The organism is Lentzea sp. CA-135723 (assembly GCF_050936595.1).
Taxonomy (GTDB): Bacteria; Actinomycetota; Actinomycetes; order Mycobacteriales; family Pseudonocardiaceae; genus Lentzea.
On the sequence record NZ_JBNJMK010000002.1, the window covers coordinates 1444769 to 1470151 of the forward strand.

The window sequence follows — 25383 nt, forward strand, 5'->3', positions numbered from 1 at the left end:
CCGGCGGGTCCGGCCACTGTGGAGGACACCACGACGAGCAGGGGAGAGCACGATGAACGGGTTGACCGGCAAGCGGGTCGTCATCACCGGCGGCAGCGACGGCGTCGGACTGGGCCTCGCGGGGCACTTCGCGGCGGCGGGGGCCGAGGTCGTGCTGCCGGTCCGCAACCAGCGCAAGGGGGAGGCGGCGCTCGCCTCGATCCGGCGGAAGACCCCGGACGCCGACGTGTCGCTGCGCTCGCTCGACCTGTCGTCGATGCGGTCGGTCAACGCGCTGGCGGAGACGTTGCTCGAAGAGGGCACCCCGGTGCACGTGCTGGTCAACAACGCGGGCGTGATGACCCCGCCGGACCGGCAGACCACCGAGGACGGCTTCGAGCTCCAGTTCGGCACCAACCACCTGGGCCACTTCGCCCTCGTGACGCGCCTGCTGCCGTTGCTCAGGGGCGGCCGGGTCGTCTCGCAGATCAGCATCGCGGCCAACCAGGGCGCGATCAACTGGGACGACCTCAACTGGGAGCGCTCCTACGACGGCGGCAAGGCGTACAGCCAGTCGAAGATCGCGTTCGGCCTGTTCGGGCTGGAGCTGGCGCAGCGCAGCGAGGCTCAGGGCTGGGGGATCACGAGCGTGCTGGCGCACCCCGGCGTCGCGCCGACGAACCTGCTCGCCGCGCGGCCCGAGATCGGGCGGTCGAGCGACACCCTCGGCGTGCGGCTGATCCGGGTCGCGTCCAGGATCGGTGTGCTCGGCACCGTCGAGTCGGCCCAGCTCCCGGCCCTGCTCGCGGCGACGACCCCGGACCCCGCGCCGTTCTACGGACCGCGCCGCTTCGGCCACCTGAGCGGTCCGCCGGCCACGCAGAAGCTCTACAGCCGCCTGACCAGCGCCGACGAGGCGCGCCGGGTGTGGGAGGTGTCCGAGGAGCTCGTCAGCGGACTCCGTGCGGGCGGAACTGGACGCTGATCCGGGGCCCGACGACCTTCGACGTCTTCGGGATGGCGTGCTCCCACGTGCGCTGGCACGAGCCGCCCATCACCAGCAGGTCGCCGTGCCCCAGCGCGTACCGGTGCGTCTCCCCGCCCCCGCGCGGCCGCAGCAGCAGGGCGCGGGGCGTGCCGACGGACAGGATCGCGACCATCGTGTCCTCGGTCTGCCCGCGGCCGATCGTGTCGCCGTGCCACGCCACGCTGTCCTTGCCGTCGCGGTAGTAGCAGAGCCCCGCGGTCGTGAACGGCTCGTTCAGCTCGGCCAGGTAGTGCCTGCTCAGCTGGTCGCGGGCGGTCGTCAGCACCTCGAACGGCAGCGCGCCGTCGTAGAAGCACAGCAGGCGCGGCACGTCGACCACCGAGTCGTACATCTGGCGGCGTTCGGCCCGCCACGGCACCTCGCCGGCCAGCTGGTCGAACACCGCGTCGGCCCCGGTGAGCCAGCCAGGCTGCACGTCGATCCACGCGCCGTGGGCCAGTTCGGTGCGGCGCGGGGCGAGCGGGGCCAGCTCCGGCTCCGCCTCCAGGTCGAAGAGGGATCCCTGGCGCATGGACGGCAGCATAATCGAACACGTGTTCTAGGGCCAACGACGTCCGTCAGGTGACGCGGAAGACCGGCCAGCCGATCTCGGTGCGCCACGCGGCGGGATCGGGCGAGTCGCGGTGGCCGACGAGGTAGACCTCCCGCACCGGCCCGGCCACCGACATCGCGTTCTCCACCACCCAGGTCCCGAGCTCGCCGTAGGTGACCTCGACGCCGTCGTGCTCGCCCGCGTGGGTGGTGACGGCCAGTTCCACGGCCGGGAGGACCACGGGGTGCACGCGTCCGGTGCGAGGTGGCGTGTCGGTCGGCAGGTAGAGCAGCGCGTGCCCGCGCTCCTGTTCGAACAGGGCGTTGTCGTAGCAGCCGCCCGGCGGTCCGGTCGCGGTGTCGCCGACGGCCGCCTCCAGCTCGGCGATCGCGCCCGCGTACCAGGTCTCGACGTCGCCGGCGTCGACGACGGCCTCCACCGCCGCGACCGTCCTGGCGGGTTCCGCGCGCAGCTCGACCACGATCGGCGCGGGGTCGGGCCGGAGCAGGCGCCGCAGCGACACGACGGCGGCGCGCGTGCGGTCGAGCACGGCCTCGAGGCGTTGCAGGTGGTCCGCGACCAGGGCCGCCCGGACGTCGGGGTCGGGGGTCCGCAGGATGCGCCGCACGTCGCTCAGGGGGACGTCGAGCTCGCGGAGCCGGTGGATGACCTGTGCGGCCGGGATCTGGTCGAGGGCGTAGTAGCGGTACCCGGTGGCCTCGTCCACCACGGCGGGTTCCAGCAACGACGCCTCGTGGTAGCGACGCAGGGTCCGCACGCTCAGGTGGGTCAGCCGCGAGAACTCCCCGATGGTCAGCACCCGTCCATTCTGGACTCTCCCCCTGGGAGAGAGTCCACGGCTTGACCCTCCCGCGCCGCGAAGCCGCACGGTGGGCTCATGACACAGCACACCGACCTGATCCCGGCCACCGTCCGCGAGTTCCTCGCCGCCCACGTCGTCCACGACGCCGACACCGCCTCGTCCTTCCTCGCCGAGGACGCGGTGGTCGTCGACCAGGGCGAGACCTTCCTCGGCCGGGAGGAGGTCCACGCGTTCCTGCGGGACGCCGGTTCCGAGTTCGAGTACACGACCGAGCAGATCGGCGCGCACCGCGTGGACGACACCCACTGGGTGGTGACCGTGCGGCTCGAGGGCACCTTCCCCGGTGGCGTCGCCGAGCTCGACTACCGGTTCGCGTTGCGGGACGACCTCATCGCCGAGCTCGTGATCGCCAACCACCCGGCCTGACCCGCCGATCGTCAACGGAGAGAGAAATGTTCAGTTCGGATCGCGATCGCCTCGACGGTCGCAGGGCACTGGTCACGGGCGGCTCGAAGGGCTCTGGCAAGGCCGTCGCGGCGAGGCTGCGGGAGATGGGCGCCGACGTGTTCGTGACGGCGCGCACGATGCCGGACGGGTACGAGCACCCCGACCGGTTCATCGAAGCGGACACGACGACGGCCGAGGGCACCGGCGCGGTGGCGGCGCGCATCGCCGAGGCCGGTGGTCCGCTCGACATCCTGGTGCACGTCGTCGGGGGTTCGTCGACGCCGGCCGGTGGGTTCGCGGTCGTCACCGACGACCAGTGGCTCACCGAGCTGAACCTCAACTTCCTCGGGGCGGTGCGGCTGGACCGGGCCCTGCTCCCGGCGATGATCGAGTCCGGGACGGGCGTGGTGCTGCACTTCACCTCGATCCAGCGCGAACTGCCCCTGCACGACGCGACCCTGGCGTACGCGGCGGCGAAGGCCGCGCTGCGCACGTACAGCAAGGGCCTCGCCAACGAGCTCGCGCCGCGCGGCGTGCGGGTCAACGCGATCAGCCCCGGCGGGATCGAGACCGAGGCCTACGAACGATTCGTGGACCGGCTCGCCGAGGGCGGCGGCATCACGCGTGAGGCGGCGAAGCAGACCGTCTACGACTCCCTGGGAGGAGTGCCGCTGGGACGGTTCGCGCACACCGAGGAGATCGCGGACCTCGTCGGGTTCCTGGTCTCGGACCGGGCTTCGGCGATCGTGGGCGCCGAGTACGTGATCGACGGCGGGACCGTCCCGACCGTCTGAGCCGGCGACGGCTAGGGCTTCAGCACGGCCCACACCGCGTCCGCCACGACCTCGCGCGCCTGCGCGAGGTCGAACACGCCGAGCAGGAACCGGCGCACCGACTCGTGCGCCGGGCCCATCGCCACCGGCTCCAGCGCCCACGGCGGCACCGCGCGCAGGTCGCCCGCCGCCATCCGGTCGAGGAACCAGGCGAGGACCGGCGCGAACTCCGCCGTCTTGGCCACCGGGTCGGCGTGGTCGGGGGCGGCGTAGAGGAACCGGGCTCGGCTCGGGTTCGCGATGACCCAGTCGAGGTAGCTCACCGTCAGGCCGCGCACGCCCGCCTCGGCCGCCGGTGCCCGCAACGCGGGCAGCATCGCGGCGACGCACCGGCTGTAGCTGTCGGCGTAGAGCTGGGCGAAGACGCCCGCGCGGCTGCCGAAGTGGTGGTAGATGCTGCCGTTCGACATGCCGGAGCGCTCGGTCAGGGCCGCGATCGTGACGGCGTCCAGGCCGCCTTCCTCGACGAGCCGGAGCGCCGCGGCGAGGAGAGGCTGTCGTCGGTCGGACACGAGCGTTAGAGTACCGCTCTGGAGCGACGCTCTAGACGAAGGTGGAGAGCAATGGCGCTGTCGATACCCGGCCTGCTGCGCGACCGCGCGGCCCGCACGCCCGACGCCGAGGCGATGCGCTATCGCGGTGACGGCGGCTGGGTCTCGCTGACCTGGGCGCAGCTGCAGGACCGGGTCGCGGCCGAGGCGTTCGGGCTCGTGGACGCCGGACTGCGCAAGGGCGACCGCGTGGCGTTGATGGGCAGGACGAGCATCGAGTGGATCGTCACCGACCTCGCCGTGCTCGCCGCCGGCGGTGCCACCACGACGATCTACCCGAACAGCACCGCGGCCGAGGTCGCGCACATCGTCGGCGACTCCGGCAGCCGGATCGTGGTGGTGGAGACCGACGAGCACGCCGCGTCGATGCCGGACGGCGTCGAGGTGCTGCGGTTCGGGGCGGTGCCGCGCGGCGAGGGCGACTACGCCGCGTTGATCGACGTGCTCGCGCCGGACGACCTCGCGACGTTGATCTACACCTCCGGCACGACCGGTACGCCCAAGGGCGTCGAGCTCACCCACGAGAACTGGTTGACGACGGCGGAGGCCATCGCGTCGCTGGGCATCCTGCGGCCGGACGACCTGCACTTCCTGTGGCTGCCGCTGTCCCACGCGTTCGGCAAGGTGCTGACCATGGCGATGATCGCCGCGGGCGTGCCGACGGCGGTGGACGGCAGCGTCGAGCGGATCGTCGACAACCTGGGCGAGCTGCGGCCGTCGATCGTGGCCGCCGCGCCGCGCATCTTCGAGAAGATCCACGGCCGGATCGTCGCCGGGGCGCGGGAGAAGGGCGGCGCCACCGAGAAGATCTTCCGGTGGGCCGACCGCGAGCACGGCCCCGCGACGCGCTGGCTCGCGGATCGCCTGGTGTACCGCAAGCTGCGCGACCGCGTGGGCGGCCGGATCCGCTACTTCGTGTCCGGCTCCGCGCCGCTCGCGCAGGAGATCGCCGAGTTCTTCGACCGCGCCGGCATCACGATCCTGGAGGGCTACGGGCTCACCGAGTCGTCCGCCGCGACGTTCTTCAACCGGCCGGGCATGATCAAGATCGGCACCGTGGGCCCGCCCATCCCCGGCATGGACGTCAAGATCGCCGACGACGGCGAGGTGCTGCTGCACGGCCCCGGCGTCATGCGCGGCTACCACAACCGGCCGGACGCGACGGCCGAGTCGCTGGTCGACGGCTGGCTGCACACCGGTGACATCGGCGAGCTCGACGAGGCGGGCCGGCTGAAGATCACCGACCGCAAGAAGGAGCTGATCAAGACCTCCGGCGGCAAGTACGTGGCGCCGGCCAGGATCGAGAGCATGATCAACGCCGCGTCGCCGTACATCAGCAACGTGATCGTGCACGGCGACCGCCGCAAGTACTGCGTGGCGCTGGTGACGCTCGACCCCGACACCGCTTCGGGTCTCACCAACGCCGAGGAAGAGGTCGGCAACGCGATCAAGACCGTCAACGCGCAGCTCGCGCGGCACGAGACGATCAAGCGGTTCGCCGTGCTGGAGCACGACTTCAGCGTCGAGGACGGGCTGCTGACCGCGTCGCTCAAGCCGCGCCGCCGGGAGATCGAGAAGCGCTACGCCGACGTGCTCGACGGCCTTTACTGAGCGAACTGCGCCGAGCGAACCGCCCACCGGCGGAAGTGGTGGGCGGTTCGCGAGGACCTTCGATCAGCGGCGGCCGCGCGGTTCGTCGTCGCGCTCGACCTCGACGCGCTCCTTGCGGACCTCGCCCTTGACCTCGCGCTGCTCGGTGACGGCGTTCTTCTCCAGCCGGACCCGTTCGGTGGCCTCGGTGCGCTTCTGCACCACCGGTTCCTCGCGGTGCAGCGTGACCTCGGCCGACTCGTCGGTGAAGGCCTTGCCGGCGTTGCCCTTCGCGGGCTCGCGGACGACCCGGACCTCCTCGTGCGTCACCGGCACGGTGATGTTGCGCTGCTCGGTGACCGTGTGCTTGACGAGCCGCACCCGGCCCGTCTCGACGCTGCGGGTGCCGACGTCGAGCTTCTCCTCGGAGAGCGTGACCTCGGCGCCCTCGTCGTCGCGCATGCCGGCGTCGGTTCGCTTGCCGGCGCGCTCGTCGTCCTGCATGGCGGCCCGCTTGCGGTCCTGGCGGCCGTCGAGCCGGTCGTGCTCGCCGGTCTTGGCCTGCGGGATCATCCCGTAGTGCCGGTAGAGCGCGTCCTGCTCCTCGTCGGACATGTGGTCGTCCGAGGTGTGCACGCTCGGCGCGTCCTTCACCTGCTGCTTGGAGACGGGAACGGTGATGCCGCCGCCCGCCACCTCGCCCTGCTGGATCGGGACGAAGCTCTCCTTCATGCCGAACAGTCCGGTGTGGACCTCGGCCCACATCGGCCTGCCGGTGCCGTCCTCGAGCCAGACCCGCTTGACCGACCCGATCTTCTCGCCGTGGTTGTCGATCACGTCGCAGTCGTACAGAGCTTCAACGTGCTTCTGGTCGATCATCGGGCTGTCCCTCCGCGTTGGTTGTCTGGCCTGCCACCGCGAAGTACCCGCCCATCGGCGTCCAACCGCGGGTGCCCTACGACCGGGTGACCGTGCCCGCCTGGCGATTCAGTCGACCGGGTGAGGTCACCACGGGATGTCACCGCCGTCGTCGAAGAAACCGCCGCGCGGGCCGTCGCCGGGCAGCGTGGCCAGCCTGACCGCGATCGCGGCGCCCTGTTCGGGAGTGCGGTCCGAGGCGTGGCCGGTGAAGTCGGTGGCGACGTAGCCGGGGCAGCAGGCGTTGATGATGACGTTCGTGTCGGCCAACGCCCGTGCGTACTGCACGGTGAGGCTGTTGAGCATCGACTTCGACGGCGCGTAGGCGGCCATGATCGGGCCGGTGCGCAACGCGAGCGAACCCATGTTGCTCGACACGTTCACGATGCGCGGTGCTTCGGCCTTGCGCAGCAACGGAAGCACCGCGTTCGTGACGCGGACGACCCCGAACACGTTGGTGTCGAGGACGGTCCGGACGACGCCGAGGTCGAGCGTCGTCGGGTCCTGGGGGAACGGGCCGCCGATGCCCGCGTTGTTGACGAGCACGTCGAGGCGGTCGAGCGCCTGCGCGGCCGTGCGCACGCTGTCGTCGGAGGTGACGTCCAGTGCGACGCCGAACGCGTCGATCCCCTTGGCGCGAAGGCGTTCGACGGCCTCCTCGCGGCGCACGTCGTCGCGGGCGCCCACCGCGACGCGGAAGCCGAGCGTGCCGAGCCCCTCGGCGATGGCGAAGCCGATTCCCTTGTTCGCGCCGGTGACCAGCGCGGTCTTCATGTCGTTCACGCGATCCATGCTCGGCTCGGTCCGCGCCGTCTGTCCAAGATCGATTCAGTAAGCCCTGATACCTCACGGGTATTAGGGTCGGGCTCGTGGACCTGGAGACCCGCGAACTGCGGTACTTCGTCGTGCTGGCGGAGGAGCTGCACTTCGGGCGCGCGGCGGCGCGGCTCGGCATCGCGCAACCGCCGTTGTCGCGGGCGATCACCCAGCTGGAACGGCGGCTGGGCGTCCGGCTGCTCGACCGCGACCGCAGGGGCGCGGCGCTCACCGACGCCGGGCGGGTCCTGCTGCGGGAGGCCAGAACGGCGCTCGACGCGGTGGAGGCCGCGGTCGAACGCACGCGCCGCGCGGGGGATCCGGACCGGCCGTTGGTGCTCGTGACGAAGGCGGGGGCGTCGCACGACCTGCTGCGGGCGTTGCTCGACGCCGTGGAGGTGCCGGTCGAGGTGCTGCTGTGCGAGGTGGGGGAGCAGGCGCACCGGCTGCGCGACGGGCAGGCCGACGTCGCGATCATGCACCGGCCGTACGACGACCTCGCCGGGTTCGACACCGAGGACCTGCACGTCGAGGGGCAGGTCGCGATCGTGCCGGCCGCCCACCCGCTCGCGTCGCGGGAGAGCGTCACCCTGGCCGAGGTCAGCGACGTGCCGGGCCTGCCGATCGCCCGCTGGCCCCGTCTCGACGGCACCTACCCGGACGGCCCGGGGCCCGAGGTGCGCACGCAGTCGCAGCTCGCCCAGCTCGTGGCGCTCGGCCTGACCCTGCTCGTCATCCCCGCGTCCAGCCGGGCGTGGCAGTGGCCGGAGCACGTCGCGGTGCCGGTGACCGACGCCCCGGACGTGACGACGCTGCTGGCCTGGCCGCCAGGAGCGCCCGTGAGCGCTGTGGTCCTGGCGGCCAGAAACCTAGTCGCAGACCGCTCCGCGTGAGGCCGAGCCGACGAGCTTGGCGTACTTGGCGAGCACGCCGCGTTCGTAGCGGGGAGGCAGCGGGGCCCAGCCGTCCTTGCGGCTCTCCAGGTCGGCTTCGACGTCGAGCGTGCCCTCGGCGACGTTCAGCGTGATCCGGTCGCCGTCGCGCACGAACGCGATCGGCCCGCCGTCCACCGCCTCCGGTGCCACGTGCCCGACGCAGAGTCCCGTGGTGCCGCCGGAGAACCGGCCGTCGGTGAGCAGCAGGACGTCCTTGCCGAGGCCCGCGCCCTTGATCGCGGCGGTGATCGCGAGCATCTCGCGCATGCCCGGCCCGCCCTTGGGACCCTCGTACCGGATGACCACGACGTCGCCCGCGGTGATCGTGCCGTCCTCGAGGGCGTCCATCGCGGCGCGCTCGCGGTCGAACACCCGCGCGGTGCCGGTGAAGACGTCCGAGTCGAAGCCCGCGGACTTGACCACGGCACCCTCCGGGGCGAGCGAGCCCTTGAGGATCGTGATGCCGCCGGTGTGGTGGATGGGCTTGTCCAGCGCCCGCAGCACCAGGCCGTCCGGGTCGGGCGGGGCGATGTCGGCGAGGTTCTCGGCGACCGTGCGGCCGGTGACCGTGAGGCAGTCGCCGTGCAGCAGACCGGCGTCCAGCAACGCCTTCATCACCACGGGCACGCCGCCGATGCGGTCGACGTCGGTCATCACGTGCCGCCCGAACGGCTTCACGTCGGCGAGGTGCGGCACGCGCGCGCCGATGCGGCTGAAGTCGTCGAGGGACAGCTCCACGCCGGCCTCGTGCGCGATGGCGAGCAGGTGCAGCACGGCGTTGGTCGAGCCGCCGAACGCCATGACGACGGCGATGGCGTTCTCGAACGCCTCGCGCGTCATGATCTGCCGGGCGGTGATGCCCCTGCGCAGCATCTCGACGACGGCCTGGCCGGACCTCCGCGCGAACCCGTCGCGGCGGCGGTCGGTGGCCGGGGGAGCGGCGCTGCCGGGCAGCGACATGCCGAGCGCCTCGGCCGCGCTGGCCATGGTGTTCGCCGTGTACATGCCGCCGCACGCGCCCTCACCGGGGCAGATCGCGCGTTCGATCAGGTCGACGTCCTCGCGGCTCATCAGCCCCCGCGCGCACGCGCCGACGGCCTCGAACGCGTCGATGATCGTGACTTCCTTCTCGGTGCCGTCGGTCAGCGTGACCCGGCCCGGCAGGATCGACCCGGCGTAGAGGAACACGCTGGCGAGGTCGAGCCGCGCGGCCGCCATCAGCATGCCGGGCAACGACTTGTCGCAGCCCGCGAGCAGCACCGAGCCGTCCAGCCGCTCGGCCATCATCACGGTCTCGACGCTGTCGGCGATCACCTCGCGCGAGACCAGCGAGAAGTGCATCCCCTCGTGGCCCATCGAGATGCCGTCCGACACCGAGATCGTGCCGAACTCCAGCGGGTACCCGCCGGCCGCGTGCACGCCGTCCTTCGACGCCTTCGCGAGCCGGTCGAGCGGCAGGTTGCACGGGGTGATCTCGTTCCACGACGAGGCGACGCCGATCTGCGGCTTCTCCCAGTCCTCGTCGCCCATGCCGACGGCCCGGAGCATGCCGCGCGCGGCGGTGCGCTCCAGGCCGTCGGTCACGTCGCGGCTGCGTGGCTTCACGTCCGGTGTCTCGGTCATGAGCGCACGCTAGCGCCTAGGCGGGGTTGGCCGCGTGAGTCAGCGTCTCCCACGCGATGAAGAGGTTGTCGGTCGCGTGTGGACGGTTCGACTCGGTGTAGATCTTCGTGTTCGCCATCGCGATGCCCATCCGGGTGTTCAGCGCGTTGTAGCTGACCTCCGGCGTGGGCCCGAGCTCACGGCTCAGCCTGCCGCCGCACAGCCAGGACGGCATGGGCTCGCCGTTCTGGTACTTCGTGTGCAGGCCCCACGCGTGCCGCATGCGGTCCTTGATCTCGCCCCAGATGTCCTGGCCCTGGATGCGCGCGGTCTCGGCGAGGTGCGAGGCCGCGGACAGCCCGTAGGCCGTGTGGGCGAAGTCGCGGCAGGTCTCCTGGGTGAGCCCGTCGACGAACGTGGACTGGTCGTGCCAGTACGAGATGATCTCCGACCGGGTGTCGATGCCACTGCCCGGCGGCGTCTTCGGCAGTGCCCCGTCGCTCGTCAGGTAGATGAACGCCTGGATGCGCGTCCGGAAGATGCCGATGGCCTTGTCGTAGGCCGCCTTGTCCTCCAGGAACACGGCGATGCCGATGGACGCCTCCATCATGCTGAGCTCCCAGTTGCCGTTGGTGTTCGCACGGCCGTTCTGGATCTCGGGCAGGTAGACGGTGCGCAGCATCGTGCCGAACCTGGCGCTGTTGGGCCAGTTCCCGTAGACGTGCTTGATGATCTCGGCGGCCTTGGGCCAGCTGCTCGCCGACCACGCGGTCTGCAGCGGGGCGTTGGAGTTGGTGTGGTCGCGGATCGTGTTGGACCAGGCGTCCATGATCTGGATCGCCTTGGTGGCGTACCTGGCGTCACGGGTGACGTACCAGGCGAGGGACAGGGTGTAGGCGGCGAGCGCGTCCTCGCGTTCGTCGGTGCACCCGTTGTTGGGGTTGCTGACGGGACCGCACTCCACGACCGCGCGCGGCTTCGGCGTGCGGTTGAGGTCGGCGTACTTCGACGCCATCATGCGGTCGTACGCGAGCTTCCACGGCTGCGCGCCCGCCTGGACCTTGGCGCGCACGAAGTCCAGCTGTGGCCGGGAAACGACGACTCCCGGGTGGACGAACGTCGCCGGCGCGGCCTGGGCCGAACCGGTGACCGGCACTAGAAGGGATGTCAGCAGTGCGATCAGCACCGCGCAGGAACGGGTGACCATGCCCGTCAGTGTTAGTGGTCTATACCTTTCTGGTCAATGATCCCGGTTGAAGATTCACGTCGGTGAACCGGTTCACGTGGATGAACGCGCTTGGGCGGCGAATCGCGGTGAAATCGCGGCCACGGCAGGGAAGTCGCCGGAGCGCCCCGACCGACCGTCCACACCGGACAGCGAAGAGCCCCGGTGCGCGGGAGGTGCACCGGGGCTCTTCACTCACGAACGGTCAGGGCGTCACTCGCGGCACTTCTTGCCCGAGTTCACGCAGTTGACCAGGCGGTTCATGATCTTCTGCGACATCACGTTGGCGAAGTCGTCGTGGTCGGTGAGCGGGTTGTGCTCCTCCTCCGGGAAGGAGTCGACCAGGTAGCGACCGTCCTTCTGGACGTCCAGCGGGATGTTGTAGGTCAGCGAGATGCGCAGCTGCGGCACGGCCTTGAAGCCCTGCTTGCACTTGCCGTTGGCGTCCGGGAACACGATGTGGTCGCGGTGGTTCGCCGAGTCGATGTTCTTGCCGTCCCAGCAGCTCGGGAAGTCGTGGATGCGCTTGACCTTCGAGCCCTGCGGGCAGATCGGGTACTTGTCCATCAGGACCTTGTCCTCGAAGCCGGAGCAGGTCCAGGACGCCTTGGCGTTCTTCGGGCCGTTCTGGCCGGCCTTGGCGTCGCCGTAGAGCACGCGCAGGAACTTGGGCATCGCGGTGACCTTGCCGACGGGCGAGCCGCGGAACTGCAGGTCGACGACGGCGGGGCGCTGGATCTCGCCCTCGTTGCCCTCGAGCTCGTTCTCGGCGTTCTCCTCGGCGTTGTTCTGGTTCTTCTTCTGCTCGGTGCCCTCGGCCTGGGCGTTGTCGCTGTTCTCGTTGCCGTTGTCGAGGCCCTTCTCGCCCGCGGCCGCGTCCTTCACGGCGCACGCGGCGCCCGCGTTCAGGTCGGGGGCCTGCACGCCCTGGCGGGAGAACGCCTGCATCATGCGGTTGAGGATCGCGGCGCGCTTCTCGCGCGTCGGGCCGACGATGACGTTGTCATGGTCCTGGGCCTTGGTGGAAGCGACCTTCTTCTCGGCCTCTTCGGTCACCTTGTCGATGTTCTCGAGTTCCTTGTCGATCTCCGCCTGGGCGCCTTCCGGCACGTCCTCGGGGAGCAGCGACGCGACGTCGGGGCACTGGAGCTGGGCCTGGCCCTTGACGGCCTTGTCCTTGTCCTGCTGCGCCTTGTCGTCCTTCTTCGGCGGGGCCTGCTCGCCGCCCTCCGCGCCTTCGGCGGCCTCTTCCTCGTCGATGATGCGCACGACGGGCCAGAAGTAGGCGGACTTGTCACCGTTCTTGCAGGTCGTGCCCGCCGCCTGGAGCGACTGGTTGTTGGAGTCCGCGTTCGTGGACAGGTTGCCGACGTAGTCGTGCAGGTGCTGGGCACCGTTGCGGACACCGGGCTGCGCGATGAAGTTGTCCGGGTTGAAGTGCCCGTTCTCGTTCCGCCCGCAGTTCACGGTGAACGTGCCTGTGGTGGCGTTGTTCTGTTGTTTTGGTTTCTTGACGTTCGGCTTCACCTTGGTGATGTCGACGAACAAGCTCTTGTCCGCCCCGTCGGCGAGCGCGGAGCCATCAGAAGAACTGATGGCCACCACCGCGGCACCGCCCGCGACCACGGCCATCGCCGCAGCGGCGGCGGTGAGCCAGATCGTGGATTTCCTCCGGTGAATAGCCATTTGCCACCTCGTGGTAGTCCGATAAAACGGCATGGCGAAGCTGACGGCGGTATGGGGCCGCTATCTTCGGGATTGAGCCTGGGTGTGTTTTTTAGAACGAGCGAGACTTACGTCGCGATTTCTTCGAACGGGAGATGAATCTCATCCCCACCAGCGCGAGAGCGAGCACCGCGATGGCTCCGAAGAAGACGCCGTTGTTCTCACCGAATACGCCCTGCTCGGCGGTCCGGGTGAACCGGGTGCCCTCGGGCACGGTCGGGATCACGCCGTCGGTGGGGTTGGTCGACTGGTCGCCCTGCTCCTGGTCGCCCTGTGCGGCGGTGCTGTTGTCCGCGGGCGGCGGCGGTGCGAGCGGTGCCGGCGACTCCAGTCCTGCGAAGTCGACGCGGCCGGTGTCCTCGAGCACCTTCATGTGGTCGAAGACGGTGATCATGGCCTGGGTGGAGAGGATGCGCACCAGCTCGTTCTTGGTGCCGGCGCGGATCTGCGCGGCGTAGGCGTAGACCTTGCCGTGGGCCGCGCGGAGCCGGTTGGCGAAGACGGCGTCGAACTCGTCGCCGTTCGCCGCGTCCATCTCGGCGAGCCAGCCCTTCTGCTCGTCGGAGGCCTCGGTGGGCAACGTGTGGCCGAGCAGGACGCCCGCCCTGTTCACCACGTTGTCCAGGAGGGTGTGCCCCTCGATGAGGTGCTTGCAGGCTTCCTGGATCTTGGGCTGGTCCGGCCGCTTGGCCTTGCCCTTCTCCCCTGCGGGCTTCTCCCACAACCCGGCCTGCTTGACGCGGTTCAGGAAGTCCCGGTCGGCCGGTCCGAGCGGGCCCCACTGCGTCTGGACGACCTCGTCGCCCGTCCCGCTGCTCCCGGGCGGCGGGGTGGAGATGGGGGTGGACGGCGTCGTACTCGGCTGCCCGGTGGCGCTCCCGGTGTTGAGGAGCACTGCCAGAGCGCAGCCGGCCAGCGCGACCATCAGTCGCGTCGGCTTCGCCAAGTCCATGGGGAGTCGCACGAACGGGGATACGGCCAGGAAAGGGAGCGCGCCTCAGTTCGAGACGCCGCCGTTATCGAACCGTTATCTCCTGGACCGCAACCCCCGGACGTTCCCGCTGCATATGCCCGACATAGGGTCGTGAGCATGAGCAAGCGTTTTGTGGCGTTGGGGGACTCGTTCACCGAGGGAGTGGGCGACGTGGACGCCGGCAGGCCGAACGGCGTGCGCGGCTGGGCCGACCGGGTCGCCGACGTCCTGGGGGCGGCCGACCCCGAGTTCACCTACGCCAACCTGGCCGTGCGCGGCCGGCTGATGCCGCAGGTGCTGGGGGAGCAGCTGGAGCTCGCTCTCGCGATGAAGCCCGACCTCGTCTCCCTCTACGCGGGCGGCAACGACCTCATGCGGCCCAAGGTGGACATCGACGCGTTGATGCGTCGCTACCGCGCGGCCGTCGCGCGGCTCGTCACCGCGGGCGCGCGCGTGATCCTCTTCACGGGCGTGGACGGCGCCGACGACCCGGTGTTCCGCAAGATGCGTGGTCGCGTGGCCATCTACAACGAGCACGTGCGCTCGATCGCGGCCGAGCACTCGTGCGTGCTCGTCGACATGTGGAACATGCGCCAGCTGCGCGACCGTCGCATGTGGTCGGTCGACCGGCTGCACCTCAACTCGCTCGGGCACGCCGAGGTCGCGATCTCCGTGCTCGACGGTCTCGGCGTCGACCACGCGCTGGACCGGACCGTCCTCGGCGTGGCCCCGCTGGTCGACCGTCGCGCCAAGCGCGCGGAGGACTGGAAGTGGGCGCGCGAACACGTCGTGCCGTGGGTCGTGCGCCGGGTGCGCGGCGAGTCGTCCGGTGACGTGATCAGGCCCCGTCGTCCCGAACTGCTGCCTCCGTCGTAACTAGAACGTGTTCTTGTGGGCTGCTCTAACGAGGGCAGGGTCTTTTGGTGACGGGTTTCCGCGCGATTCTTTGCATGTAGAACGCGTTCTATAACTTGCCTGGTCCTGGATGGATGCAGAGCCCTAGCGTCCGACTGTATGCGCCGCAGGACCGCACTGGTCGCACTGACGATCTGCGCGTTGGTAGCCGGGTGTGGGAGCAGACTCACCGACGAGCAACGCGCCGCACTCGTCGTGCCGCAGGGCGGGTCGGCTGCCACCCAGGACGGCGCGGTGACCGGCGAGGACGGCGCGGTGTCCGAGGGCACCGCCGAGCAGCCGGGCGCCGCGAACCCGCAGCAGCCCGACCAGAAGCCGAATCCGCCCGGCAGCATCGCGGGCGCCTGCCAGGGCACCGGCGGCGCCACCGACAAGGGCGTCACGGCCGGCGAGATCACCATCGCCAACATCTCCGACATCAGCGGCCCGGTGCCCGGCATCTTCCAGTCCGCGCAGCAGGCCACCAAGGCGTTCGTCGAGTACTTCAACGCCACCCAGGGCTCGGTGTGCGGCCGCAAGCTCAAGCTCGTGTCGTTCGACTCGCGCACCGACAGCGGCGGTGACCAGCAGGCGACCTCCCAGGCGTGCGAACAGGCCTTCGCGCTGGTGGGCTCGATGTCCGCGTTCGACCAGGGCGGCGGGCCGGCGGCGCAGGGGTGCGGGATCCCGGACCTGCGCGCCTCGACCGTCACCGCCCAACGGCAGCGCACGGCCGTGAGCTTCGGTGCCGCGTCGAACGTCGTGAACCTCGTGTCGTCGGCCGGGCCGGACCTGGTCAAGCAGGCGTTCCCCGGCGCGGTCGGCGCCGCCGCGTACATGTACCTCAACGCCGACGCGAGCGCCCAGAACGCTCGCAGCATGCAGAAAGCCGCCGAGGCGCGCGGCATCAAGTTCGTGTACTCGCAGGCCATCGACATCGCGGACGTCAACTACGCGCCGTACGTGGCGAAGCTGAAGGAGACCGGCACCAAGATCGTCTACTGGATCGGGTCGGCGCAGTACGCGGTGCGGTTGCAGCAGGCCATGAGGCAGCAGGGGTACACGCCGGAGGCGTTCATCACCGACCCGTCCGCCTACGACCCGGTGTACGTGCGGCAGGGCGGCGCGGCCGTGGACGGCACCGTGGTCTACACGAACGGCGCGCTGTTCGAGGAGTCGAACGCGCAGGTGGCGCTGTACAAGCAGTGGCTGGGGCGGGTGGCTCCGGGGGCGGCGCCGTCGTACTTCGGGATGTTCGCGTGGGCGGCGGCGCGGTTGTTCGTGACGACGGCGGCGAAGGTGGGGCCGCAGCTGACGCGCAAGGCGATGCTGGACGCGGTGCGTCAGGTGCACGACTTCACGGCGGAGGGGATGGTGGCGCCGCAGGACGTCGGGGGGAAGCGGACCTCGGCCTGCATGACGCTGGTGAAGCTCAAGGGCGGGGCGTGGAGCCGGTTGGCGCCGGCTTCGGGGTACTCGTGCGGGTCGTTGATCGACACGGGGGTCGGCGGATGAGGTCGTGCAAGGGTTCTGGCGCCGGAGGCCTCTCATGACCGCCCTCCTCGCGTACACCATCTTCGGCCTCGTCACCGGCGGTGCCTACGCCGTCGTCGCGGGCGGCCTCGTCCTCACCTACAGCACCTCCAAGGTGTTCAACGTCGGCCACGGCGCCATCGGCATGGTCATGGCGTTCCTCTACTGGGAGCTCGCCGAGAACCGCGGCCTGCCGCAGTGGCTCGCCCTGCTGCTCGTCGTGGGCGTCTGCGCGCCGCTGTTCGGGCTGGTGGTCGAGCGGTTCATCATGCGCCGCCTGGTCGGGGCGCCGGTCGGCATCTCGCTGGTGGCCGGGGTGGGCGTGCTGGTCGGGCTGATCGGCGTGGCGCAGGTGATCTGGCCGCCGCAGGCACGTCCGGTGCGGCCGTTCCTCGACCAGCTCGGCGTCCACATCGGACAGTCGTTCGTCAGCGGGCACGACCTGGTCACGTTGCTGTGCGCGGTGCTGGTGGCGGGCGGGTTGTACGTGCTGCTCAACCGGACGCGCACCGGGCTCGCGATGCGGGCCTGCGTGGACGCGCCGGAGCTGGCCGCCCTGTACGGGACGCGGCCCCACCGGTTGTCGGCGTTGAGCTGGGCGATCGGGTCGTCGCTGGCGGCGCTGGGCGGGATCCTGCTGACGCCGGTGGTGCAGCTCGACTACGTGACGATGACGTTGCTGGTGATCACGGCGTACACGGCGGCTCTGGTGGGGCGGCTGCGGAGTCTGCCGTGGACGTTCGTCGGGGCGTTGGGGCTCGGGCTGGTGCAGTCGTACGCGGTGGCGTACCTGCCGTCGTCGCCGTTCTGGATCTCGTTCCGTGCGGCGATTCCGGCGTTGTTGCTGTTCGTGGTGCTGCTGGCGATGCCGCAGTCGCCGTTGCGGATCGGCGGGGTGCGCGGGCAGCGCGGGGTGGCGGTGCCGACCGCACTGACGACCGGGGTCGGGGCAGGGTTGTTCGGCGCTGTGGTCGTCGTGCTGGCGTTGCTGGTGGACTCGGTGGTCGCCGGGCAGCTCGCGCTGGCGCTGGTGTTCGGGATCGTGCTGCTGTCGATGGTGCTGCTCACCGGGTACGGCGGGGTGGTGTCGCTGGGGCAGTTCACGTTCGTCGGCGTCGGGGCCGTCACGGTCGCGCGGCTCGGCAGCGCGTCGCCGGTGAGCCTGCTGGCCGGGGCAGCGGTGGCGGCCGTGGTGGGGGCGCTGATCGCGTTGACGGTGTTGCGCGTGAGCGGGCTGTACCTGGCGCTCGCGACGCTGGGGTTCGCGCAGCTCATGGACAAGCTCGTGCTGCAGTCGCCGATCGCGTTCGGGGTGCGGGGGAGTCTCCAGGTGCCCGCGATGGTCGGCTCGGCGACCGGGCAGCTGGTGCTGGCGGCGGGCGTGTTCGCGCTGGTCGGGATCGGGGTGCTGGCGATCCGGCGCGGACGGCTCGGGCGGCGGATGATCGCGGTCAAGGACAGCTCGGCCGCGTGCGCGACGCTGGGCCTCAACGTGCGGTGGATCCGGGTGTGGGTGTTCTCGCTGTCGGCGGCGATCGCGGGGCTCGCGGGCGGGTTGTTCGCGCAGCTGCGGGAAACCGTTGCGGCGAGCGACTTCCAGCTGTTCAACAACCTGCCGTTGCTGCTGTTCGCGGTGATCGCGGGCGTGACGTCGGTGTCCGGCGCGTTGCTCGGTGGGACGATGCTGATGCTGCTTCCCGTGCTGCAGAGCGGTTTCCCCGCGTTCGCCGGGGTGGCGGTGGTGCTGCTGGGCGTCGCCGCGGCCGGGCTCGCGCGGGATCCGAACGGCCTGGTCAGCTGGGGTTTCCGGGCCTGGACCTGGCGGCGCGCATGAGCACGTTGCGGGTGGAGGGCGTCACGGTCCGCTTCGGCGAGGTGACCGCGGTCGACGACGTGTCGCTGGTCGTCGAACCCGGCGTCACCGGGCTGATCGGGCCCAACGGCGCGGGCAAGACGACGTTGTTCGACGTGATCAGCGGGCTGCGCAGACCCACGTCGGGCCGCGTGCTGCTGGACTTCGCGGACATCACGGGCCTCGGCCCGCACCAGCGGTCCCGGCTCGGCGTCGCCCGGACGTTCCAGCGGCTGGAGGTCTTCGGGTCGCTCACGGTCTGGGAGAACGTCGTGGTGGCGCTGGAAAGCCGCCGCCGTCCCGCCCGGCTGGCCGGCGAGCTGCTGGAACGCGTCGGGATCGCGGAGTTCGCCCGCAACCAGGCCGACACCGTGCCGACCGGCGCCGCCCGGCTGCTCGAACTGGCCCGCGCGCTCGCCACCGACCCGTCGTTGCTGCTGCTGGACGAACCGTCGTCGGGACTCGACCGCGCCGAGACCGAGGAGTTCGGCGAGCTGCTGCGCCAGCTCAGCGCGGAGGGGCGGGCGGTCGTGCTGGTGGAGCACGACATGGACCTCGTCATGGGCTACTGCGACCACGTGCACGTGCTGAACCTGGGACGGCTGCTGGTGTCCGGCACCCCCGACGTCGTCCGCGCGGACGCCGGAGTCCGGGAGGCGTACCTCGGATGATCGACCTGATGGACGTCCACGCGGGCTACGGCCGCATCGAGGTGCTGCGCGGCGTCTCGCTGACCGTGCCGCGCGGCACCGTCACCGCGTTGCTGGGCCCGAACGGCGCGGGCAAGTCGACGCTCGTCAAAGTCCTCAGTGGACAGATCAGGGCCACCTCAGGGCACGTCCACCTGGCGGGCGTGCACGTCAACGACGCCGCACCCGACGAGCTGGCCCGCGCGGGCCTGTGCACGATCCCGGAGGGCCGCGCGATCTTCCCGAACCTGACCGTCGCCGAGAACCTGCGGCTCATGCGCGGTGACCCCGCGGTCGTCTACGAGCGCTTCCCGAAGCTGTCGGCGCGCCGCCGTCAGCTCGCGGGCTCGATGTCCGGCGGCGAGCAGCAGATGCTGGCGTTCTCCCGGGCGTTGCTCACCGACCCGGCGGTCGTGGTGGTCGACGAGCTCTCGATGGGCCTCGCCCCGGTGATCGTCGCCGAGCTGTACGAGGTGGTGGGGGAGCTGGCGCGCTCGGGCGTGACGATGCTGATCGTGGAGCAGTTCGCCGAGACCGCCTCCGCCGTCGCCGACCAGGTCGTCGTGATGACGCACGGCGCCGTCTCGGCCGACGACGACCTCGCCACCGTCTACTTCGGAGGGACGACATGAGGTACGCGCTCGTTCTGCTGCTCCTCCTGCTGTCCCCGATGCCGGCCCAGGCCTCCGACATCGGCGGCTTCACGCTGTCCGCCCGCGCCGCGCCCGTCTCGGTGCTCCTGCACACCGACCTGCTCCCGGTCCCGGCCGAACCGCAGGGCGAGGCGCACCTCTCCTACACCCAGACCGAACTGGGCTCCGGCCCGATCGGCCGCTCGCTCGCGTCGTCGCTGTGGCCGGGCGCCGCCGTCGGCACCGGCCTGCCACAACTGCTCGGCTTCGCCTACCCGGTGCAGGCGAACGCGGCGCACCCCGGCGGCCCGGCCGACCAGACCCAGCCGGGCATGCGCGCCTCCGCCGGCGCCGCGAAGGCCGAGTCGTACGCGGGAGCCAAGCAGGAGGTGCCGTTCCTGCTCACCGCGGACGGGCTCTCCTCCACGAGCACCAGTTCGGTCGGCGCGTCCGAGGCCCGGTCCACCGCCGTCACCTCCGCCCAGACGATCTCGTTGCTGGCCGGTCTGGTGGTGATGTCCGGGGTTCGCTTCGAGTCCGTGGCCGTGAGCGACGGCGCGAAGGGGAGCGGCACCAGCACGTTCTCGATCGCCGAGTTCACCGTGCTGGGCCAGAAGTTCCCGGTCAGGTCTCCCGACGCACCGCCGGACGGCCTGCTGAAAGCCCTGGAACCACTGGGAGTCACGCTCGCCTGGCCCACGTCGTCCACGAAACTCGAAGGCACGTCAGCGACTTCCACCTCGCGCGGCCTCACGCTGACGATCGACGTGCTCGCGTTGCGCACGAAGCTCGGCCTCGGCGGCATCCTGGACGGCATCGTCGCCCCGCTGCTGCCCAAGGAACTCGTGCCGCTGCTCAACCCGCTGCGCAAGATGGTGGTGATCGTCGGCGACACCGAGGCTGTCGCGAACGCCTCCGCCGCCGCACCCCTGACCCCACCGGACGCCCCCGCGCCAGTCGTACCGCCGCCACCTGCTCTCGACGCACCCCCGCCGTTGTCGCCGGGCACACCTCCGGTCGCGGGCGTGAACCCGCCCGCGAAGTCCGTCGTCCCGGTCGCCTCCGCCCGCACCCGGCCCCGGTCGCTCCTCGACTTCCCGGGCGTACCGGCGTTGCTGGTGCTCACCGGGCTGGGAGTGGCCGCGGCCGGAGCGTTCGGGATGAAGTCTTTCGGCACGTTCCTGCTGGGCGGCGCCCCCTGTCCTTCCGGGCACCCGACCGGTGTCCCCGACCTGAGGGTGAAGCCATGACGATCCAGGACCGCCGCCGTGCCCGGATGCGCAACGGCCTCGGGCTGGCCGGCACGATGCTGATGACGGCGGGCATCGCGGCGATCCTGTTCGCCTGGTGGGGCGTCGCGCACACCGGGTACACGTTCGAGCAGGTCCCGTACGTGGTGTCGGGCGGGATCCTGGGGGTCGGGCTGATCGGGGTCGGCGGGTTCCTCTACTTCGGGTCGTGGCTGACGAAGCTCCTGGAGGAGCAGCGGCAGACCACGTACGCGTTGTTGCAGCTGCTGGAGGAACGCGACCGGGAACGCGATCGCGAGAAGTTGGAACGAACTAGCGTGCTGTGAGGGCGTAGGCGGGCAACGGCACGTTGCCCTTGTCCCGTGCGACCTGCCGCAGCAACTCCTTCGCCAGCCCGCCCGGCGCGTCGTGCACCGCGAAACCGACCTCCCAGTCGGCGTCCTGCAACGCGCTGGTGTCCACCGTGGACACCTCCTCGACCCGCCACCCCGTCCGTTCCAACGCGCCCAGCAGCGTCTCGCGCGTGAGCGGCGCCCGCACGTTCAGCTCCGTGTCACCCGCGATCCGGTCCTGGGCGAGCACCGCGAGCAGGTGCGGGATCTGGCCGGTGTGCGCGGGCATCGGGTCCCACTCGGCGAAGCACAGCCGCGAACCGAGCTCCCGCGCCTTCCTCAACGTCTGCTCCAGCAACCCGGCCGACGCGAAGTACCAGGAGCAGTGCACCAGCGCGACGTAGTCGTACCCGGCGCCGACGTCGTCGGTGAGCACGTCCGTCTCGAAGCGCATGTCGATCCGGGACCCGAGCGGGCCGTCGTGCAGGCGCCGGGCGGAGTCGCCGACGGTGATCGGGGCGCCGTAGCCGGGGACGGCGACGTCGGTGCCGACGACGAGGCCGTCCGGACCGACCTGGTCGGCGAGCACGGCGGTCATGTCGCCCTGACCGCAGCCGATCTCCAGGACCCGCGCGCCCTGCGGGATCTGCCAGGTCCGCGCCAGGTCGAGGCGGTAGGCGGTCTGCGTGAGCTGGATTTCCGGGCTTACCTCGTAAGCCGCCATCAGCCGCGCGATCTCAGAAGCGTCCATATGGCTGCGAGAGTACGTCCGGACCGTGCCGGTCGCGGAACCGGTTTCGCCCACGTCACCGGGTTTCGTCAGCGACCGAACAATGTGAGTCTTAAGTGGATTTAAGGTGAGAGCGTTCTCTCGCAACGTCTGTACCAGCACAAACGATGTCCGTTTCATCCCCTTGAACAGGTGGTTTAGACCAGTTAACGTGCCCTTCATCACGTACCCCCTGCACGTGAATGGAGCACCATGAAGAAGTTTCGCTGGCAGATCCTGACCATCGGGCTCGCGATGGCGACCGTGGTCGGAGGCGTGCTCGCCGCACCCGCGAGCGGCGCGTCGGGCGTGACGGCGGCGTTCACGAAGACGTCGGACTGGGGCAGCGGCTACGAGGCCAAGTACACGATCTCCAACAGCGGCGGGTCCGCGCTCACGTCGTGGACCGTCGAGTTCACGTTGCCGAGCGGCCAGTCGATCGCGTCGCTCTGGGACGGCAGCTACGCCGCCAACGGCCAGAACATCACCGTCCGCAGCACCTGGAACGGCAACGTTCCCGTGGGTGGCAGCACCAGTTTCGGCTTCACCGTGAAGGGTTCCGGCGCGAACCCGTCCAACTGCAAGGTCAACGGCGGTTCGTGCGACGGCAACGGCAACCCGCCGACGACGACCACCACGACCACCACCACTACGACGTCGAACCCGCCGTTGCCCGGCAACGGCCGTGGCGCGCCCTACCTGTACCTGGGCTGGGGCAACCCGCAGAGCGCGACGCAGGTCATGAGCCAGACCGGCGTAAAGTGGTTCACGCTCGCGTTCGTGCTGTCGAGCGGTGGCTGCAACCCCGCGTGGGACGGTCAAAGGCCGCTCACCGGTGGTGCCGACCAGCAGACCATCAACGCGATCCGCGCGGCCGGTGGTGACATCGTGCCGTCGTTCGGTGGGTGGAGCGGCAACAAGCTCGGCCCGAACTGCTCGACCCCCGAGGCGCTGGCCGGCGCGTACCAGCAGGTCATCAACGCCTACGGGCTCAAGGCGATCGACATCGACATCGAGAACTCCGACGAGTTCGAGAACACCGTCGTCGCCGACCGGATCGTCAACGCCCTGCGCATCGTCAAGCAGAACAACCCGGGCATCCAGACGATCGTCACCTTCGGCACCTCGACCACCGGCCCGAACTTCTACGGCAACCGGCTGATCGACCAGGCCAAGGCGCTGAACGCGAACATCGACGTGTTCACGATCATGCCGTTCGACTTCGGCAGCTCCAACGTCCGCCAGGACACCATCAACGCGGCGACGGGGCTGAAGAACAAGCTCAAGTCGACGTTCGGCTGGAGCGACGCCGAGGCGTTCAAGCACGTCGGCATCTCCGGCATGAACGGCCTGTCGGACCAGCGCGAGCTGACCACCGTCGACGACTGGACCGCGATCCGCGACTGGTCGAAGTCCAACGGCCTCGGGCGACTGGCCTTCTGGTCGGTCAACCGCGACCGCGGCGGCTGCGACGGCCAGGTGGCCGCGAACTGCTCCGGCATCCAGCAGGCGGAGCTCGCGTTCACGAAGATCACCGCGGGCTTCTGATCACGGCCGGTTCCTGACCGGTCACGAGCCGTCAGCGCCATTTATTCGGTGGCGCTGGCGGCTTAGTCTTGTGCCATGCGTCGACGACATTGATCTTCAGCTGATCTCTCCCGAACCGCGACGGCGTGGGCGTGGTGTTCGCACCTCGTGCCCATCTACGCGCTGTACGCGTTGCTCTTCGCCGACAGCGGGCTGTCGGACGCCTCCATCTCGGTGCTGCTCACGATCTGGTCGCTGACCGCGGTCGTGTTCGAGGTGCCGTCGGGTGCGCTGGCGGACCGGTTCTCGCGGCGGAGCTGTCTGGTCGCCTCCGGTGTGCTGCAGGCACTCGGGCACGCGGCCTGGGTGGTGTTCCCGTCGTTCTGGGGGTTCGCGGCCGGGTTCGTGCTGTGGGGCCTGGGCGGCACGCTGCAGTCGGGTTCGTTCGAGGCCCTGCTGTACGACGGGCTCGCGGCCAACGGCGACGAGGACCAGTACGGACGCCTCAACGCGCGCGTCGACACCATCGAGCTGATCGCGCAGGTGCCGGTCGCGGTCATCGCCACCGTGCTGTTCTCGTTCGGCGGCTACGAACTGGCGGGCTGGGTGTCCGTCGTGGTGCTGCTCGCGTCGTCGGTGATCGCCTTGCGGTTCCCGGAACCCGAGCGCGGTGAGGACGACGAGGAGGAACTCGGCTACCTGGACACGCTGAAGACCGGGTTGCGCGCGTCCGTGCCGATCAAACGTGCCGTGCTGGCAGTGGCTCTGGTGTACGCGATCGACGCGTTCGAGGAGTACTTCACGCTGCTGGCGCAGGACTGGCACGTGCCGACGGTCTGGGTGCCGATGGCGACGATCGGGGTGCCGTTGCTGGGTGCGGCCGGGGCGTCGCTGGCCGGGCGGTTGCCGTTCCGCGGCTGGGTGCTGTTCGCCTCGGGCTTGTTGCTGCTCGTGGCGGCGTGGCTGGCGGTCCCGTTCGCGATCGTCCTCTTGGGACTGTGCTACGGCCTGTACCGGTTCGTGCTGGTGCACGTGGAGACCGAGCTGCAGCACCGGATCTCCTCCGACGCCCGCGCGACGATCACGTCGGTGGCCGCGATCGGGTCGGAGTTCGTGGCGTTCGCGATCTACGGGCTGTGGGTGCTGGGCTCGGCGTTCGCCGTCGCCGTGATGATCCTGGTGGTGGCGCTGGTGGTGCGGCGTCAGTGAGGAAGCGCGCGCTTCGGGGCTGAGTCTCGCGAAGAGCGGCGGTGTGGCAAGGCTGAACGCACCTGCGACCACAGCTTTTCCACGTCGTCCGGGCTTCCGGCTTTGATCAGCAGCCGGTCGGGTTCGTGGCCGAGGCCCTCGTCGAGCGCGTCGGCCAGGACGCCGATCCTGGGGTGCGCTGCCTGGTCCCGGTACCGCGCGACGTGCTCGGTCTGGCCGGCGAACACGAACAGGCCGTCGTCGTGCCGCGCGGCCAGGTCGGCGATCTCGGGGGAGCGCGTGGTCGCGTGCCAGACGTACGGCCGCTCCGGCCACAACGCGCTGAGCCGGGCGTAGTTCTCGATCGTCAGCGGCAGCCCGTACTCGATCTCCTGGCCGAACCAGCCGAACACCTTCGCGGTGTTGCCCCGGCCCAGCACCAGGTCGGTGCGGCCGGGCGCGAGCAGGTCCAGCGTCCGGTACTCGGCGGCGAGCCGGGCGGGGTCGTTCGTGGTGATGAGCGTGGTGGCGGTGGAGAGCGCGATGGTCGTGCGCGCCGCGATGTGGGCGAGCAGCGTGGCCGGGCAGGACGAGCTGTACGGCGGGTTGTGGTGCTCGCCGACCGCGAAGACGTCGAACCCCACCTCGTCGGCCTTGAGCGCCAGCGCGACCATCCCGGCCGGATCCTGCTCGCCCGCGGTGAAGACGCCGATCTGCACG

The 25383-nt window shown here is 70.4% G+C and carries 25 protein-coding genes; 14 read left to right on the top strand and 11 right to left on the bottom strand.

The window, feature by feature from the left end; all coding sequences use genetic code 11:
* Positions 1-16 precede the first annotated feature (16 nt).
* Positions 17-964, top strand: a complete 948-nt coding sequence (locus tag ACQEU1_RS42710) for an SDR family oxidoreductase (protein WP_433217074.1) — start codon at positions 17-19, stop codon at positions 962-964.
* Here ACQEU1_RS42710 and ACQEU1_RS42715 read toward each other — a convergent pair.
* Together ACQEU1_RS42715 and ACQEU1_RS42720 are read right to left on the bottom strand one after the other, a co-directional pair.
* Entirely contained in the window at positions 930-1538 is a 609-nt protein-coding gene (locus tag ACQEU1_RS42715) for an alpha-ketoglutarate-dependent dioxygenase AlkB (protein WP_433215756.1), read from the bottom strand. The two genes, ACQEU1_RS42710 and ACQEU1_RS42715, sit on opposite strands and share 35 nt — an antisense overlap.
* 46 nt (positions 1539-1584) lie before the next feature.
* Positions 1585-2379, bottom strand: a complete 795-nt coding sequence (locus ACQEU1_RS42720; RefSeq protein WP_433215759.1) for a MerR family transcriptional regulator — start codon at positions 2377-2379, stop codon at positions 1585-1587.
* A gap of 78 nt (positions 2380-2457) precedes the next feature.
* Here ACQEU1_RS42720 and ACQEU1_RS42725 point away from each other — a divergent pair, with 78 nt between their 5' ends.
* Together ACQEU1_RS42725 and ACQEU1_RS42730 are read left to right on the top strand one after the other, a co-directional pair.
* Positions 2458-2808 carry a nuclear transport factor 2 family protein gene (locus ACQEU1_RS42725; RefSeq protein ID WP_433215762.1) on the top strand — a complete coding sequence of 117 codons (351 nt, stop codon included), beginning with the start codon at positions 2458-2460 and terminating at the stop codon, positions 2806-2808.
* A 26-nt stretch (positions 2809-2834) separates the two neighbouring features.
* Positions 2835-3623 carry an SDR family oxidoreductase gene (locus tag ACQEU1_RS42730; RefSeq protein ID WP_433215765.1) on the top strand — a complete coding sequence of 263 codons (789 nt, stop codon included), beginning with the start codon at positions 2835-2837 and terminating at the stop codon, positions 3621-3623.
* 11 nt (positions 3624-3634) lie between these two features.
* Here the strand turns inward: ACQEU1_RS42730 and ACQEU1_RS42735 are convergent, their stop codons facing one another.
* A complete protein-coding gene (locus ACQEU1_RS42735) occupies positions 3635-4174 on the bottom strand; it encodes a TetR/AcrR family transcriptional regulator (RefSeq protein WP_433215768.1) in 540 nt (179 codons plus the stop codon).
* A gap of 51 nt (positions 4175-4225) precedes the next feature.
* Between ACQEU1_RS42735 and ACQEU1_RS42740 the strand changes: the two genes are divergently transcribed.
* Positions 4226-5824, top strand: coding sequence for an AMP-dependent synthetase/ligase (locus tag ACQEU1_RS42740; RefSeq protein WP_433215771.1), 1599 nt, complete (start codon positions 4226-4228; stop codon positions 5822-5824).
* 63 nt (positions 5825-5887) lie between these two features.
* Here ACQEU1_RS42740 and ACQEU1_RS42745 read toward each other — a convergent pair whose 3' ends face one another.
* Both ACQEU1_RS42745 and ACQEU1_RS42750 read right to left on the bottom strand, forming a co-directional pair.
* Entirely contained in the window at positions 5888-6682 is a 795-nt protein-coding gene (locus tag ACQEU1_RS42745) for a DUF2382 domain-containing protein (protein WP_433215774.1), read from the bottom strand.
* Positions 6683-6808: 126 nt separating this feature from the next.
* Positions 6809-7513, bottom strand: a complete 705-nt coding sequence (locus tag ACQEU1_RS42750; RefSeq protein ID WP_433215777.1) for an SDR family oxidoreductase — start codon at positions 7511-7513, stop codon at positions 6809-6811.
* Between the two features lie 83 nt (positions 7514-7596).
* On the opposite strand from ACQEU1_RS42750, the gene ACQEU1_RS42755 reads away from it, so the two are divergent.
* Positions 7597-8430 carry a LysR family transcriptional regulator gene (locus ACQEU1_RS42755; protein ID WP_433217077.1) on the top strand — a complete coding sequence of 278 codons (834 nt, stop codon included), beginning with the start codon at positions 7597-7599 and terminating at the stop codon, positions 8428-8430.
* Here ACQEU1_RS42755 and ilvD read toward each other — a convergent pair.
* From ilvD to ACQEU1_RS42775, 4 genes are all read right to left on the bottom strand, one after another.
* Positions 8407-10095 (bottom strand): dihydroxy-acid dehydratase, encoded by a 1689-nt coding sequence (gene ilvD / locus ACQEU1_RS42760; protein ID WP_433215780.1) that lies wholly within the window; start codon positions 10093-10095, stop codon positions 8407-8409. The two genes, ACQEU1_RS42755 and ilvD, sit on opposite strands and share 24 nt — an antisense overlap.
* A gap of 16 nt (positions 10096-10111) precedes the next feature.
* Entirely contained in the window at positions 10112-11281 is a 1170-nt protein-coding gene (locus ACQEU1_RS42765; protein WP_433215783.1) for an alginate lyase family protein, read from the bottom strand.
* Between the two features lie 231 nt (positions 11282-11512).
* Positions 11513-12985, bottom strand: coding sequence for a DUF1996 domain-containing protein (locus tag ACQEU1_RS42770; RefSeq protein WP_433215786.1), 1473 nt, complete (start codon positions 12983-12985; stop codon positions 11513-11515).
* Positions 12986-13076: 91 nt separating this feature from the next.
* Entirely contained in the window at positions 13077-13976 is a 900-nt protein-coding gene (locus tag ACQEU1_RS42775; RefSeq protein ID WP_433215789.1) for a DUF4142 domain-containing protein, read from the bottom strand.
* A gap of 138 nt (positions 13977-14114) precedes the next feature.
* On the opposite strand from ACQEU1_RS42775, the gene ACQEU1_RS42780 reads away from it, so the two are divergent.
* From ACQEU1_RS42780 to ACQEU1_RS42810, 7 genes are all read left to right on the top strand, one after another.
* Positions 14115-14873, top strand: coding sequence for an SGNH/GDSL hydrolase family protein (locus ACQEU1_RS42780; protein WP_433215791.1), 759 nt, complete (start codon positions 14115-14117; stop codon positions 14871-14873).
* 138 nt (positions 14874-15011) lie between these two features.
* Positions 15012-16406 (top strand): ABC transporter substrate-binding protein, encoded by a 1395-nt coding sequence (locus ACQEU1_RS42785; protein WP_433215794.1) that lies wholly within the window; start codon positions 15012-15014, stop codon positions 16404-16406.
* 34 nt (positions 16407-16440) lie between these two features.
* On the top strand, positions 16441-18258 hold the full coding sequence (locus ACQEU1_RS42790; RefSeq protein WP_433215797.1) for an ABC transporter permease: 1818 nt from the start codon (positions 16441-16443) through the stop codon (positions 18256-18258).
* Positions 18255-18947: an ABC transporter ATP-binding protein gene (locus tag ACQEU1_RS42795; RefSeq protein WP_433215800.1), complete on the top strand. Its 693-nt coding sequence runs from the start codon at positions 18255-18257 to the stop codon at positions 18945-18947. The genes ACQEU1_RS42790 and ACQEU1_RS42795 overlap by 4 nt, the downstream gene beginning before the upstream one ends.
* On the top strand, positions 18944-19597 hold the full coding sequence (locus ACQEU1_RS42800) for an ABC transporter ATP-binding protein (protein WP_433215803.1): 654 nt from the start codon (positions 18944-18946) through the stop codon (positions 19595-19597). The genes ACQEU1_RS42795 and ACQEU1_RS42800 overlap by 4 nt, the downstream gene beginning before the upstream one ends.
* Positions 19594-20847, top strand: a complete 1254-nt coding sequence (locus ACQEU1_RS42805) for a choice-of-anchor P family protein (protein ID WP_433215806.1) — start codon at positions 19594-19596, stop codon at positions 20845-20847. Before ACQEU1_RS42800 ends, ACQEU1_RS42805 begins: the two co-directional genes overlap by 4 nt.
* A complete protein-coding gene (locus ACQEU1_RS42810) occupies positions 20844-21173 on the top strand; it encodes a hypothetical protein (protein ID WP_433215809.1) in 330 nt (109 codons plus the stop codon). The genes ACQEU1_RS42805 and ACQEU1_RS42810 overlap by 4 nt, the downstream gene beginning before the upstream one ends.
* Here the strand turns inward: ACQEU1_RS42810 and ACQEU1_RS42815 are convergent.
* On the bottom strand, positions 21160-21930 hold the full coding sequence (locus ACQEU1_RS42815; protein WP_433215811.1) for a hypothetical protein: 771 nt from the start codon (positions 21928-21930) through the stop codon (positions 21160-21162). The two genes, ACQEU1_RS42810 and ACQEU1_RS42815, sit on opposite strands and share 14 nt — an antisense overlap.
* A gap of 231 nt (positions 21931-22161) precedes the next feature.
* Here ACQEU1_RS42815 and ACQEU1_RS42820 point away from each other — a divergent pair, with 231 nt between their 5' ends.
* A complete protein-coding gene (locus tag ACQEU1_RS42820; protein WP_433215814.1) occupies positions 22162-23496 on the top strand; it encodes a cellulose binding domain-containing protein in 1335 nt (444 codons plus the stop codon).
* A 147-nt stretch (positions 23497-23643) separates the two neighbouring features.
* Positions 23644-24684, top strand: coding sequence for an MFS transporter (locus tag ACQEU1_RS42825; protein ID WP_433215817.1), 1041 nt, complete (start codon positions 23644-23646; stop codon positions 24682-24684).
* On the opposite strand, the gene ACQEU1_RS42830 is transcribed toward ACQEU1_RS42825, so the two are convergent.
* Positions 24678-25382, bottom strand: coding sequence for an LLM class flavin-dependent oxidoreductase (locus ACQEU1_RS42830; RefSeq protein WP_433215820.1), 705 nt, complete (start codon positions 25380-25382; stop codon positions 24678-24680). The genes ACQEU1_RS42825 and ACQEU1_RS42830 overlap by 7 nt on opposite strands.
* Position 25383: the final 1 nt, after the last annotated feature.

Bases quoted from the DNA above. Each gene is read 5' to 3' on its own strand.
- ACQEU1_RS42740 (WP_433215771.1), top strand. From the start codon at position 4,226: ATGGCGCTGTCGATACCCGGCCTGCTGCGCGACCGCGCGGCCCGCACG.
- ilvD (WP_433215780.1), bottom strand. From the start codon at position 10,095: ATGACCGAGACACCGGACGTGAAGCCACGCAGCCGCGACGTGACCGAC.
- ACQEU1_RS42770 (WP_433215786.1), bottom strand. From the start codon at position 12,985: ATGGCTATTCACCGGAGGAAATCCACGATCTGGCTCACCGCCGCCGCT.
- ACQEU1_RS42805 (WP_433215806.1), top strand. From the start codon at position 19,594: ATGAGGTACGCGCTCGTTCTGCTGCTCCTCCTGCTGTCCCCGATGCCG.
- ACQEU1_RS42775 (WP_433215789.1), bottom strand. From the start codon at position 13,976: ATGGACTTGGCGAAGCCGACGCGACTGATGGTCGCGCTGGCCGGCTGC.
- ACQEU1_RS42725 (WP_433215762.1), top strand. From the start codon at position 2,458: ATGACACAGCACACCGACCTGATCCCGGCCACCGTCCGCGAGTTCCTC.
- ACQEU1_RS42785 (WP_433215794.1), top strand. From the start codon at position 15,012: ATGCGCCGCAGGACCGCACTGGTCGCACTGACGATCTGCGCGTTGGTA.
- ACQEU1_RS42795 (WP_433215800.1), top strand. From the start codon at position 18,255: ATGAGCACGTTGCGGGTGGAGGGCGTCACGGTCCGCTTCGGCGAGGTG.
- ACQEU1_RS42715 (WP_433215756.1), bottom strand. From the start codon at position 1,538: ATGCGCCAGGGATCCCTCTTCGACCTGGAGGCGGAGCCGGAGCTGGCC.
- ACQEU1_RS42815 (WP_433215811.1), bottom strand. From the start codon at position 21,930: ATGGACGCTTCTGAGATCGCGCGGCTGATGGCGGCTTACGAGGTAAGC.
- ACQEU1_RS42765 (WP_433215783.1), bottom strand. From the start codon at position 11,281: ATGGTCACCCGTTCCTGCGCGGTGCTGATCGCACTGCTGACATCCCTT.
- ACQEU1_RS42810 (WP_433215809.1), top strand. From the start codon at position 20,844: ATGACGATCCAGGACCGCCGCCGTGCCCGGATGCGCAACGGCCTCGGG.
- ACQEU1_RS42745 (WP_433215774.1), bottom strand. From the start codon at position 6,682: ATGATCGACCAGAAGCACGTTGAAGCTCTGTACGACTGCGACGTGATC.
- ACQEU1_RS42820 (WP_433215814.1), top strand. From the start codon at position 22,162: ATGAAGAAGTTTCGCTGGCAGATCCTGACCATCGGGCTCGCGATGGCG.
- ACQEU1_RS42730 (WP_433215765.1), top strand. From the start codon at position 2,835: ATGTTCAGTTCGGATCGCGATCGCCTCGACGGTCGCAGGGCACTGGTC.
- ACQEU1_RS42780 (WP_433215791.1), top strand. From the start codon at position 14,115: ATGAGCAAGCGTTTTGTGGCGTTGGGGGACTCGTTCACCGAGGGAGTG.
- ACQEU1_RS42800 (WP_433215803.1), top strand. From the start codon at position 18,944: ATGATCGACCTGATGGACGTCCACGCGGGCTACGGCCGCATCGAGGTG.
- ACQEU1_RS42750 (WP_433215777.1), bottom strand. From the start codon at position 7,513: ATGGATCGCGTGAACGACATGAAGACCGCGCTGGTCACCGGCGCGAAC.
- ACQEU1_RS42790 (WP_433215797.1), top strand. From the start codon at position 16,441: ATGACCGCCCTCCTCGCGTACACCATCTTCGGCCTCGTCACCGGCGGT.